10 protein-coding genes are annotated in these 11,808 nt (G+C 69.6%); 3 read left to right on the top strand and 7 right to left on the bottom strand.

The annotated features are described in order from the left end of the window. Positions 1-79: 79 nt before the first annotated feature. From ACYP33_RS12745 to ACYP33_RS12715, 7 genes are all read right to left on the bottom strand, one after another. Entirely contained in the window at positions 80-1,660 is a 1,581-nt protein-coding gene (locus ACYP33_RS12745; RefSeq protein ID WP_459622082.1) for a rhodanese-like domain-containing protein, read from the bottom strand. Positions 1,661-1,663: 3 nt separating this feature from the next. Continuing rightward, positions 1,664-2,914 (bottom strand): acyl-CoA dehydrogenase family protein, encoded by a 1,251-nt coding sequence (locus tag ACYP33_RS12740; protein WP_459622080.1) that lies wholly within the window; start codon positions 2,912-2,914, stop codon positions 1,664-1,666. Then, positions 2,911-4,569 (bottom strand): ABC transporter substrate-binding protein, encoded by a 1,659-nt coding sequence (locus ACYP33_RS12735; RefSeq protein WP_459622078.1) that lies wholly within the window; start codon positions 4,567-4,569, stop codon positions 2,911-2,913. The genes ACYP33_RS12740 and ACYP33_RS12735 overlap by 4 nt, the downstream gene beginning before the upstream one ends. Before the next feature lie 20 nt (positions 4,570-4,589). Next, complete coding sequence (locus ACYP33_RS12730) at positions 4,590-5,840, bottom strand: acyl-CoA dehydrogenase family protein (RefSeq protein WP_459622076.1); 1,251 nt, start codon at positions 5,838-5,840, stop codon at positions 4,590-4,592. A gap of 56 nt (positions 5,841-5,896) precedes the next feature. Further along, entirely contained in the window at positions 5,897-7,066 is a 1,170-nt protein-coding gene (locus ACYP33_RS12725; RefSeq protein WP_414439574.1) for an LLM class flavin-dependent oxidoreductase, read from the bottom strand. A gap of 226 nt (positions 7,067-7,292) precedes the next feature. Next, positions 7,293-8,171, bottom strand: coding sequence for a LysR substrate-binding domain-containing protein (locus ACYP33_RS12720; RefSeq protein ID WP_414439575.1), 879 nt, complete (start codon positions 8,169-8,171; stop codon positions 7,293-7,295). A 129-nt stretch (positions 8,172-8,300) separates the two neighbouring features. After that, positions 8,301-9,218: a LysR family transcriptional regulator gene (locus tag ACYP33_RS12715; protein WP_414447262.1), complete on the bottom strand. Its 918-nt coding sequence runs from the start codon at positions 9,216-9,218 to the stop codon at positions 8,301-8,303. Positions 9,219-9,449: 231 nt separating this feature from the next. Here ACYP33_RS12715 and ACYP33_RS12710 point away from each other — a divergent pair, with 231 nt between their 5' ends. The 3 genes from ACYP33_RS12710 (at position 9,450) to ACYP33_RS12700 (ending at position 11,773) form a co-directional block, all read left to right on the top strand. Then, positions 9,450-10,169: a type 1 glutamine amidotransferase domain-containing protein gene (locus ACYP33_RS12710; RefSeq protein ID WP_459622073.1), complete on the top strand. Its 720-nt coding sequence runs from the start codon at positions 9,450-9,452 to the stop codon at positions 10,167-10,169. Positions 10,170-10,354: 185 nt separating this feature from the next. Beyond that, on the top strand, positions 10,355-10,663 hold the full coding sequence (locus tag ACYP33_RS12705; protein WP_414439578.1) for an ArsR/SmtB family transcription factor: 309 nt from the start codon (positions 10,355-10,357) through the stop codon (positions 10,661-10,663). 48 nt (positions 10,664-10,711) lie between these two features. Then, positions 10,712-11,773, top strand: a complete 1,062-nt coding sequence (locus ACYP33_RS12700; RefSeq protein WP_459622071.1) for an alkene reductase — start codon at positions 10,712-10,714, stop codon at positions 11,771-11,773. Positions 11,774-11,808 lie beyond the last annotated feature (35 nt).

Raw genomic sequence — 11,808 nt, 5'->3', positions numbered from 1 at the left:
GCGGCAATCGGCCGTTTCCGGGCGCAACGTCGGGGAACGCGTTGCGCCCGGAAGCCGAATCAAGCCGAATGAGGCCGGATCAGGCCAGCGGCCGGAACACGCCCCGCTCGTCGGCGTCGAGCTGCGGCAGCAGTTCCACCTCCCATTGCAGGTACTGGCGCGCGGCCGCCTTGTTGCCGGTGTGCCGGTCGTGCGTGAAAAACAGGAAATCGATGCGCTGCGCGGGGGCGAGCGCGGCAGGATCGGACGCCACGCGCCCGCCGACGGCTTCCCATGCCGCGAGCCCGCCAGCCAGCACGCTGAATTCGCAGTCCGCACGATCGGGCAGATCGAGATCGGCAATGGCCCACGCGGCCAGGCGCGGATCATCCGCCACGAACGTGACCGGCGTGGCCGCCTGCGCCAGCAGCCCGGCCAGGCGCGGACGGATCGACCAGACGCTGCCGGGAATGTGCGCCTCGCCCCACGCCGCACTTGCGCGCAAGTCGACCACGCGCCCCGCATCGCGCGCCAGCCGCTCGGCAAGCGCGGCTGCGTCGATCGTGGGCAGCGGTTCGGGGTCAGCGATGGCGCTGCCGTCGAGCGCGAGGCCGCTGCGCAGCCCGCCTTCGAGCACGAACGCCTCGTGTCCGAGCTGCCGCAGCCAGCTCGCCGCAACCGGCGCGCGAATGCCGTCGTCGTCGAACACCACGACGCGCGCGTGCCGCACGCCCACGTACTGGTCCGTCGCCTGCTGCAACTGGCCGCCGGGCGCATGCTGCGCGCCCGGCAGCGTCGACGCCGCGAATTCCTCGGGCGTGCGCACGTCGCACAGATACACCGTGCGTTCTCCCGCGTCGGCCCACGCGCGCACCGAGTGCGCGTCCACCCACTCGACCCCGGCGCGCGTGGCGAACGCCCGGGCCGCGTCGCGTCGCGCAGCGGAGGGCTCGACGTGGGCCGGGTAGCCGCGCGTGCTGCCGTGCTCCAGCGTCAGATCGGCCAGAAACCAGCCTTGCGTGCCGTTTTCCAGCGCATACACCGGATTGGCGACGCCGAGATGCCGCAATGTCTGCGCGCCGATGATGCTGCGCGTGCGCCCCGCGCAGTTGACGACGATCGGCCGCGCGGCGTCCGCCACGATCGTGTCGATGCGATAGGCCAGTTCGCCGTTCGGGCAGCACGCCGCGCCCGGAATGTTCATCGCGCGAAATTCGGCCAGCGGGCGACCGTCGAGCACGACCGGTGAGTCCGCGCTGCGCTGCCACTCGGCGAGCCGCTGCGCCGACACGTGCGGCGTGTGCGCGACCTGCTCCACCAGTTCGCCGAACGCCTTCGACGGCACGTTGACGCCCTTGAACAGCACGAAGCCCGCCTCGCGCCAACCCAATGCGCCGCCTTCGAGAAGATGCACGTTCGTGTAGCCGAGCGCTTCGAGCCGCTTTGCCGCGCGCGCGGCCGGCTGCTCGCCGTCGCCACCCTCGTCGTAGACGACGAGCCGCGCGCGGCGGTTCGGCGCAAGCCGGCCGACCTCGCGCTCCAGCACGCTGTAGGGCAGCGGCACCGCGAAAAACAGATGGCCTTCGCCGTACTGGCCGTGCTCGCGCACGTCGAACAGGCCGAGTTCCTCGCCGTCGCGCAACCAGCGCTTGAGGGTATCGGCGGTAATGATGGTTGGCATGCCTCAGTATCCGTAGTCGATGGGCGGAGGGTGCCCGTTTACGTGGTAATCGCCGATCGCGCGGGTTTTGTACGCGGCCGGATCGTGCACGGTGTGCGTGCGGGCGTTGCGCCAGTGGCGGTCGAAGCGATGGCGGCGCAGCGTGGTCGAGGCACCGCCCACGTCGAACAGTGCCCGCGCCGCATCGAGCGCCGCCTCGGTGGCGATCACCTTGGCCTCGGCCGTCGCGACCGACGCCTCGGCCGCCGCCTGCGCGACGCGTGCCGCCGGTGCGCCGCCGTAACGGGCCGCGCTGGCCGCCTCGATGCGCGCGGCGGCGCGCAACACCAGCACCTCGGCGGTTCTCGCCCGCGCCGCGATGCGCCCGACCGTATGCAGGATGTACGGATCGTCGGCCGCGCGCGCCACCCCGCTCTCGCGCACCGGCCGCACGCCGTCGCGCACCCGGCGGGCCATGTCGTCGAGCGCGGCCCGCGCGATGCCGGCCTCGATCGCGCAATGGATGATCTGCGAGGCCGCGCCCGTGTGATGGCGCTCGGTCTTCCAGCGGCCGGTGTGCACGACCTCGTGCGCCTCGACGCGCACCTCGACCAGCTCGGTGGTGCCGCTCAGCGTGCCGCGCTGGCCCATGCCGGTCCAGTCGTCGTGGCGCACGATGCCCTCGCGCTCCGTCGGCAGCACCACCAGCACGCTGTCGCCGTCCGGGCCGACGGCCGTGATCTTCAGCAGGTCGCCGATCAGCGCGCCGGTGGAGTAATGCTTGACGCCATTGAGGCGAAACCCGTCGCCGTCGCGCCGCAGCGCCGTGCGAACCTGGCCGCGAACCGGCGCACCGCGCTCGGCCGATGCCCCGCCCACCAGCGCGCCGCGCGCCACCGGCACGAGCCAGCGCGCCTGCTGCTCGGCGCCGGCCATCAGCAGCGTGCGTTCGACGAACACGAAATGCGGCAGCAGCGCCTGCGCGACGCTCGAATCGCCGTGCGCCAGTGCGATCACGGCCTGCGCCACGTCCACGATCGAGCCGCCCGCGCCGCCATACGACACCGGCACGCGGATCGCGCCGATACGGTGCTCGCGAATTCGGTCGAACGCGGCGAGATTGGCCGCGCCGCGCGCGTCCCAGTGCGCCGCTTCGTCGGCCAGCGTGGCCGACAGCGCCCGGGCGCGCGCGATCAATTCATCGGGCGAGAGCGATGCTTCGGCATCCTGCGGATCGGGAAGGCCGGCCTGGCCGGCGAGGTTCGTCACGGTCATGCCGGCTTCAGCCGCGCATCGGCCAGCGACGAATAGAACAGCATCGGCCCCTTGCGCAGCCCCTGCAACTGCGCCGAATAGAAGCCGAAGAACCTCAGTTCGAGCAGGTTGATGGACGGCACCTCGGCCTGCACGAAATCCTGCAGGCGATCGATCCAGACCTGGCGGCGCGCCACGTCGCCCTCGTCCTGGATGCCTTCGATGATGCGGTCCATCTCCGGGTTCGAATAGCTCGACGCATTGCTCGACGGCACGCCCTGCTTGATGTTCTTGCTCCAGAAGCGCCGCGTCACGCCGATCTGCGGATCGGGGTAGGCCGAATACCACATCGACGCCGTATCGAAATCGCGCTCCGTATACAGCTTGCGGATCACGCTCGGCAGATCGAGATTGACGAGCTTCATCTCCACGCCGACATTCTTCAGTTGCTGGCGCATGAATTCGGCCGCGCGCAGGTACACGTCGCCATACGACACCTCGGTGATGTGGTCGATGCGCAGGCGTACCCCATCAGCACCGCGCTTCAGGCCCGCTTCGTCGAGCAACTGCTCGGCCCGCTTCGGATCGAAGCCGTATTGCGGCAGGCCCGGCTTGAAGAACTGCTTCTGGTAGCTCGGCACGCAGCTCTGCGCGACGTCGGCCAGCCCGTACCAGACGATGCGCGCCATCGCCGCGCGGTCGATCGCGTGCGCGAACGCCTGACGCACGCGAATATCGTCGAACGTCTTGCGGCGGTAGTTGAAATCGAAGAAGAACATCGGCGCGGGGGCCTGCCAGCCCACGGTGTCGAGCACCAGCTTCGGGTCCTTGCGCAGGCGCGCGACGTCGCTCTCGGGCACCGGGTTGTTGGCCGCGAACTGGATCTCGCCGTTCTCCAGCGCCGCCGCGCGCGAGGCCGCGTCCGGCACCATCTTGAAGATCACGCGGTCGAGATACGGCTTGTCCTCCTTGCCGCTCGGCCCCTTGTCCCAATAGTGAGGATTGCGTTCCAACAGCACGTGGCTGCCGCGCACCCATTCCTTGAAGACGAACGCGCCGTTGCCGATCGGCTTGGTGTTCCAGGGGTTCGTCAGCGGGTTCGTGCCTTCGTACAGGTGCTTCGGCACGATCTGGGTTTCCGTGCCGAACAGCACGGCCCACAGCACCGGCGACGGCCCGCTCAGGCGAAACACCACGGTGTGCGGGTCGGGCGTATCGATGCCGATCACCTTCGACAGATTCGACGCGCCGCGCGGATGCGTCTTCTTCACGACGTTCTCGATCGAATACTTGACGTCGTCCGACGTGAACGGCGCACCGTCGTGCCATGTCACGTTCTTGCGCAGACGGAACGTGATCGACTTGCCGTCGCGCGCGGTGACCCACGATTCGGCCAGTTGCGGCTGCGGGCGGTATGCGTTGTCGTAGGACAGCAGGCCGTCGAACAGGCTCGCCGAGATCACCACGGCCGGGCTCGAGATATTGATGCCGGCCACCAGCCCGGCCGGCTCGGGCGTGACGTTGGCAATCAACGTGCCGCCGCGCAGTTGCGAGCCCGGCAGCGCCGCGGCCAGCGCCTGTGCGGCGTTGGCGGACGACAGCAGGCCGGAGCCGGTGCCGGCCAGCATCAGTTGCAGCAGTTGGCGGCGATTCAGGTGTCGCAGGTCGAAGCTCATGAAGATCCCGGGGAGAAGCGTCAGTAGGAGAACGTAAGCGGCGGCGCGGCGCCATTGACGACATGGTTGCCAACCGCGCGGCACTTGTAGGCGAGCGGGTCGTGCGTCGTGTGGGTGCGCGCATTGCGCCAGTGGCGGTCGAAGTTGTCGGCGCGCAGCGTCATCGCCGCGCCGCCCGCGTCGTACATGCGCTCGGTCACGTCGAGCGCGGCCTCGGTCGAGACGATCTTCGCCTGCGCGACGGCGATCGACGCCGCGATCGCGGTGTCGTGAACGTCGGCCTCGGCCGTCGCGCCGAAGCGCGCCTCGGCCGCGATATCGAGCACGCGCGCGGCCTCGTCGACCATGGCTTCGGCGGCATGGATCGATGCCGCCATGCGGCCCACCGTTTGCAGTACGTACGGGTCCTGCGACGCGCTGGCCACCCCGCTCTCGCGCACCGGCCGGGCGCGCTGCCGCGCCCACGCGGCGGCGTCGTCGAGCGCGGCCAGGCCGATGCCGATCTCGATCGCCGCGTGCAGAAGCTGCGCGGCCGCGCCGGTGTGATGCGGGCGCGCGGTCCACGGCGCCATCCGCATCACCTCGTCCGCCTGCACCGTCACGCGGTGCAGGCGCGTGGTGCCGCTCGCGCTGCCGCGCTGGCCCATGCCGTCCCAGTCGTCGATCCGTTCGATGCCGGCGCGATCGGCCGGCACCAGCACCGCGACCATCTCGCCGGCTTCGTCGAGCGCGCGGATCTTCAGCACGTCGGCATAAAGCGCGCCGGTCGAGTAATGCTTCACGCCGTCGAGCACGAAATGGCTTCCATCGCGCACGAGACGCGTCTGCATCTCGCCGCGAAACTGCCCGCCGCGCTCGGCCGCCGCGCCGCCGAACAGCACGCCCGCCGCCGCGAGCGGCAACAGGCGCCGGTGCTGCGCGGCGCTGCCCATCAGGCGCAGGCGTTCGACGAACACGAAATGCGCGAGAAACGCCTGCGCCACGTTCGGATCGCCCTTCGCAAGCGTCACGAACACCGCCGCGACCTCGCGCCAGCCGGCCCCCGCGCCGCCGAATTCACTCGGCACGCGCAGCGCCGTCAGACGCGTGTCGCGCAATGCACGCATCGCGTCGAACGGCAGGATTCGCTCGCGATCCGCCTGCGCCGACGCTTCGGCGAGGCTTGCGCCCAGCGCGCGGGCCGCATCGTGCAGCGCGACAAGCTCGACAGGCACCGGGATCGGCGGCTCGGCATCGAGCCGCCTCGCCTGCTCGGGTCTGACTTCGTTCATACAGAAGGAATCCTTATCAACTACGCTAGATGGACAGCCGTGCCTTGCCGTACCGATCAGTGACGCAACCCCGCCTGCCGCAGCAGCGGCAGCACGGCTTCACCGAAGTAGGCCAGGTCCGGCTCGAAGTCGTAGAACGTCAATTGCAGGCCGTCGATGCCCGCCTCGCGCAGTCGCCGGATCTGCTCGACGATCTGCTCCGGGCTGCCGATCAACTGGATGTTGCCGCCCACGGCCTTCTGGTCGCGCTGGTGGCCGAGGAACGCCTGGCTGTCGCGCTGCTGCGCCGAGGCGAAGAAATTGTCGACGGCCACCCGGTCCTGCGCGCCGACGATCGCATCGTGATAGGCCCGGGCCTCGCGCTCGGTCGGCCGACAGATCACCATCGGATTGATCAGCGTGCGCAGCGCTCGGCCGTGCTGCGCCGCACGCGCCTTGATGTTCGCGCAGTGAGCCGGCAGCACCGCGAGCGACGCCTCCAGCTCCGCGCCGGCCGGGCTCGTGACGAACACGATGTCGGAATGGCGCGCGGCGAACTCGATGCCGGCGGGCGAACCGGTGGCGTTGACGAGCAACGGGCGGCCGAACGCCGGCTTCGGCGAAACGTAAGCGTTCTCGCTCGCCCAATATTCGCCGCGCAGGTCCACATTGCCGGTGCTCTGCCAGTAGGTTTTCAGGAAACGCACGAACTCGTCGGCCATGCGATAACGCGCGTCGTGCTCGATTTGCGGCTTGCCGAACATGCGCGCGTGGCTGTCGAGGTTGCCGGTCACCACGTTGATGCCCCAGCGGCCCTGCGTGATGCTGTCGAGTGTCGCGCCGAACTTGGCCAGATGCAGCGGATGCCACGGCCCGTACAGCACATGGATCGTCGAGATCAGCAGGATGCGCTGCGTCACGCTCGCGAGCGCGGCGGTGGTCACGAACGGATCGAGGCTGTCCTCGCGGTAGCGGATCTCGCCGCCGTGGCCGCCCTTCGGGTTCCACTGCGCGAGGCCGAACACCAGATCGAGCCCCAGCGCTTCGGCCTGCAGCGTGAGCCGCCGGTTGTAGTCGAAGCGCCAATCGGTGCCGCGCGGCAACGTGGACGGGCTCCAGCCGCCGCTCTGGATCGGCAGGAACAGGCCCAGCAGGAACGGCTGCGCCCAGACGCGGGCCAGCGGGCTGCCCGGCAGGTCGGCGGGCGAAACATCGGGCAGCGGCGGGAAATCGGTAGCGTGGCTCATGGCGATCCGTGGGTCGGAATGCCGCGATGTTAGGAGCGCGGCGGCCCGGGTCGAACCATGAATCGGGAATAACCTTATGCCTCGACGCGCGATTTCGATGGGCGAGTGCCCGCCTCACGCCAAGCCATCGCCATTATCTTGCTGAAATCACGGTGTTTTTCATTTCCGACCCGAAACCTGCCGCCTTCCGACAGATCGGTTTTGCTTATGAATTTTGTTCGGAGGCTTAAGGATTGCCGCGCACCACGCGGCGCTGCACCGGCATCACGCGCGACAGCAGATCGAACGCCTGGCGCGCCAGCGAATTGGCGTTGTGCGGGCGAATCCACAGGTAGTAATGCACGTCCGGCAGGCGCGGCAGGCCATCGCTGTCACCCAGCACGCGCAGCTCGGGCCCGAGCAGTTCGATGCTGCGCGCCGTCACGCCCAGTTGCGCGCGCAACGCCGCCTTCACGCCGAGCAGGTTCGACGCCACGTAGGCCTCGCGCCAGCGCATGCGCGCGGCGTCGAGCGCCTCGATCGCGAGGCGGCCGAAGATGCTCGGCTCGTCGGCCAGCACGAGCGGTATCGGTGCGTGCCGCACATGTTCGTATTGCGACGCGCAAATCCACACCGTGGGCGAGGTGCGCAGCAGGACACCGTCGAGCGAGGCATCCTCGCGCGTGGAGAGCGTCATGTCGATTTCGCCACGATGCAGCGCTTCCATCAAGAAGGGGCTGCGCCCCACGTCGAGCTCGATGCGCAGGCCCGGCGCCCAGCGCGCGATATGGGCGAGAATCGGCGGCAGCAGCGTGTCGGACACATCGTGCGGCGAGCCGATGCGCAGCACGCCGGCCTGCGCGCCGCTGATCGCCGACTGAATCGCGTCGTCGTTGATGCGCAGCAGCTCGCGCGCGTGGCCGAGCAACTGCAATGCGCCCGGCGTCAGCAGCTTGTTGCGCCCTTCCTTGCGGAACAGCGGCACGCCCACCAGCGCTTCGAGCCGCTGCATCTGCTGGCTCACGGCGGCCTGGCTGCGGCCGATGCGCAGGCCCGCGCCGGCAAAGCTGCGCGCGTCGGCCACCGCCACGAAGGTGCGCAGGAGTTCGAGATCCAGATTCTTCATGGCGGCACTGTAGCGTCAAACCATGCGGCCGGTGCGGCACACGGCCGTTTTCAGCGGCCGGCACACGGTTCGCCATCCTGAATTTCCGTCATGACGACGCAACCGGCATCGCAACGCCAGCCGCATCGCTCACCCACCGCGCCCGTCGAACGCCCCTTCGCAATCGGCAAGCAGTTCGCACAACGCATCGAACACGAGCCGAACCCGCGCCGGCACCGGCGTGCGCTGCGCGCGATAGACGTACAGCGTGGAAGGCGGCGGGCGCAGGTGCTCGAGCAAGGACACCAATCGCCCCTCGCGCAGCATCGGCAACGCGAGATGCCCCGGCAGTTGGCCGATGCCGACGCCGGCCAGCACCGCCTCGAATTCCGCCTCGGGATCGTCGGCCACCCATACCGGCCGCGCGGGCACGCTCTGCTCGCCGTCGGCGAACAGCCACGGCCATGGCCGGCCCGTGTTGCGGTCGATCAGCACCGTCAGCGGCGCCTGCAGCAATGCGTCCTTGTCGGCCGGCGCAGCGGCGCGCGCGAGGAACGCCGGCGCGGCAACGATATGCAGCGCGGCCTTCGACACCGCCTTCGCGACGAAACGGCTGTCGCGCATCGGCCCGATCCGCACGCCGACGTCGATCTGCTCGTCCACCACGTCCGCCAGCACCTCCGACAAACGCAGGTCGACCACCAGCCCGCGATGCGCGGCCAGCAGCGGCGCGAGGCCGGGCGCGATGAAGCGGCGCCCCACCGCGCCCGGCGCGGCGATCCGCACGAGGCCGGCCGGCTCGTCGTGCGCGAGCTGCGGCTCGGTCGCGAACAGGCCGTCGACCTGCGCGATCGCCTCGGCGCTGCGCCTTGCCAGTTGCTCGCCGAAATGCGTCAGGCGCACGCCGCGCGTGCTGCGATGAAACAGCAATTCGCCCAGGTTCTCCTCCAGTTGCTGAATGCAACGGGTGATGACCTGCGGCGAGACGCCGAGCCTGACGGCCGCGTCGCGAAAATTGGGGCTTTCCGCCGCCACGCAGAACATGCGCAGCGCTTCGAATCGATTCATGCGTGATCCCGTTGGCACGAATTCCGTCTGGAGGAATTCCAAATTCGCCGGAAGTTCATTTATTTGCCCGCGCGACGCCGTCACACTCGGCGCTGTCGATCCGACAAGCCGCTCGCGGGGCGCGGCAGGCGCCGGAAAGTATCGCAGAAAGGCCTGCGACCCGCGCGCCGCCCGCCCGAAAGCACTTCGTATTCGTATGCAGTACCAAACGTCCCATTCAAGGAAAACACCATGCCTTCCGTTCTGATGATCCTGACCAGCGCCACCGCGTGGACCCAACGCGACGGCTCGCAACGCCCGACCGGCTTCTGGGGCGAGGAATTCGCCGTGCCGCACCAGATCCTGCTGGCGGCCGGCGCCGACGTCACGCTGGCCACGCCGGGCGGCGCGCCGGCCACGGTGGATGAACTGAGCCTGTCCGCGCAGGCCAATCACGGCGACACCGCCAAGGTCGACGCGATCCGCGCGCATCTCGCGCAGCATGCCGCCGCGCTGGCCTCGCCGCAACGCATCGAGGCGCTCGACGCCGCCGCGTTCGATGCCGTGTTCGTGCCGGGCGGACACGGCCCGATGCAGGATCTGGCCGTCAACGAAAGCGTGGGCCGCGCACTGTCCACCGCGCTCGCCGATCCGCGCAAGGTGGTGGCGGCCGTGTGCCACGGGCAGGCCAGCTTCCTGGCCGCCGGCGACGCAGCGGGCTGGGCCTTCAAGGGCCGCCGCCTGACCGCGTTCACCAATGACGAGGAAACCCAGGTCGGCCTCGCCGCCAACGCACCGTGGCTGCTGGAGGACCGCCTGCGCGCGGCCGGCGCGGCGTTCGAGGCGGGCGCGCCGTGGGGGCCGCACGTGGTGGTGGACGGCAATCTCGTCACCGGCCAGAACCCGGCGTCGGCCGACGCGGCCGCCCGCGCCGTGCTGGCGTTGTTGAGCCGGGAAGCGGCAGCGCACTGAGCCTTGTACGGCGGGCTCGCGCCCGTCAGGGCCGGATGCGGGGGGCGCGGCCGATACGCGCCCCGCACCACCGAGGTGCCGATACCCGCCCATCGATCAGGGGTATTTCTATATATCGCGATATTCCGATATAGTCGATCCCCGACGACGATACAATCGGGTCCCGCCGTTCACCCGCACGACTCATGACGCTCGATTTCGACGCGATCCACAAGGCGCTTGCCAACCCGGTCCGCCGCGAGATTCTCGCGTGGCTCAAGGACCCGCCCCGGCATTTCCCGGAACAGGCCGAACACGCCTCGTTCCGCGACGGTGTGTGCGCCGGCCAGATCGACGCGCGCTGCGGCTTGTCGCAATCGACCGTGTCGGCCCATCTCTCGACGCTGCAACGCGCCGGGCTGGTGGAATCCTCGCGGGTCGGGCAATGGGTGTTCTTCCGCCGCAACGAGGCGGCGATCCAGGCCTTCGTCGATCAGTTGCAGACCAGCCTGTGACGGCAATGCCGCCGCACCGGCCCACCTTCATTCGATAAGGAGTCCTCCATGCCCACCCTGTTCGATCCGCTCGTCGCGGGCGACCTGACGCTGCCGAACCGCATCGTGATGGCGCCGCTCACGCGCGCCCGCGCCGGCAGCGCTCGCGTGCCGAACGCGCTGATGGCGCGCTACTACGCGGAGCGCGCCTCCGCGGGCCTGATCCTGACCGAGGCCACCTCGGTCACGCCGCAGGGCGTCGGTTACGCCGACACGCCCGGCATCTGGTCCGACGAGCAGGTCGAGGGCTGGAAGCTCGTGACGAAGGCCGTGCACGACGCGGGCGGGCGCATCGTCATGCAGTTGTGGCACGTCGGCCGCGTGTCGGACCCGATCTTCCTGAACGGCGACCTGCCGGTGGCGCCCAGCGCGATCGCGGCCGGCGGCAACGTCAGCCTGGTGCGCCCGGAGCGCGCCTTCGTCACGCCGCGTGCGCTCGAACTCGACGAAATCCCAGGCGTCATCGCGGCCTATCGCAAGGGCGCCGAAAACGCCAAGCTGGCCGGCTTCGACGGCGTGGAAATCCACGGCGCGAACGGCTATCTGCCGGACCAGTTCCTGCAGGACAGCACCAACCATCGCACCGACGCCTACGGCGGCTCGATCGAAAACCGCGCGCGCCTGCTGCTCGAAGCCGCCGACGCGGCGATCGACGTGTGGGGCGCATCGCGCGTCGGCGTGCACCTGTCGCCGCGCGGCGACGCCCACACGATGGGCGATTCGAACCCGGCCGCCACGTTCGGCTACGTCGCCCGCGAACTCGGCCGCCGCAAGATCGCGTTCATCTTCGCGCGCGAGAGCCTCGGCGAGAACCGCCTCGGCCCGCAACTGAAGCAGGCGTTCGGCGGCGCGTACATCGCCAACGAAGCGTTCACGCTCGACAGCGCGCAAGCCACGCTTGCGGCCGGCGAAGCCGACGCCGTGGCCTGGGGCAAGCTGTTCATCGCGAACCCGGATCTGCCGCGCCGCTTCGAGATCGGCGCCGAGCTGAACGCGCCGGTGCCGGCCACGTTCTATGCCGAAGGCGAAACGGGCTACACGGATTACCCGCCGCTGGCGAAGGTCGCCTGACGCCGACGGCCCACGGCACGGGGCGCCCGCCCCGT

The sequence above is a fragment of the Burkholderia sp. 3C genome, assembly GCF_054589155.1.
This window is presented reverse-complemented; position numbering and strand designations above follow the sequence as displayed.

Coding starts and splice junctions, on each gene's coding strand:
- ACYP33_RS12745 (WP_459622082.1), bottom strand. CDS start 1,660: ATGCCAACCATCATTACCGCCGATACCCTCAAGCGCTGGTTGCGCGAC.
- ACYP33_RS12740 (WP_459622080.1), bottom strand. CDS start 2,914: ATGACCGTGACGAACCTCGCCGGCCAGGCCGGCCTTCCCGATCCGCAG.
- ACYP33_RS12735 (WP_459622078.1), bottom strand. CDS start 4,569: ATGAGCTTCGACCTGCGACACCTGAATCGCCGCCAACTGCTGCAACTG.
- ACYP33_RS12730 (WP_459622076.1), bottom strand. CDS start 5,840: ATGAACGAAGTCAGACCCGAGCAGGCGAGGCGGCTCGATGCCGAGCCG.
- ACYP33_RS12725 (WP_414439574.1), bottom strand. CDS start 7,066: ATGAGCCACGCTACCGATTTCCCGCCGCTGCCCGATGTTTCGCCCGCC.
- ACYP33_RS12720 (WP_414439575.1), bottom strand. CDS start 8,171: ATGAAGAATCTGGATCTCGAACTCCTGCGCACCTTCGTGGCGGTGGCC.
- ACYP33_RS12715 (WP_414447262.1), bottom strand. CDS start 9,218: ATGAATCGATTCGAAGCGCTGCGCATGTTCTGCGTGGCGGCGGAAAGC.
- ACYP33_RS12710 (WP_459622073.1), top strand. CDS start 9,450: ATGCCTTCCGTTCTGATGATCCTGACCAGCGCCACCGCGTGGACCCAA.
- ACYP33_RS12705 (WP_414439578.1), top strand. CDS start 10,355: ATGACGCTCGATTTCGACGCGATCCACAAGGCGCTTGCCAACCCGGTC.
- ACYP33_RS12700 (WP_459622071.1), top strand. CDS start 10,712: ATGCCCACCCTGTTCGATCCGCTCGTCGCGGGCGACCTGACGCTGCCG.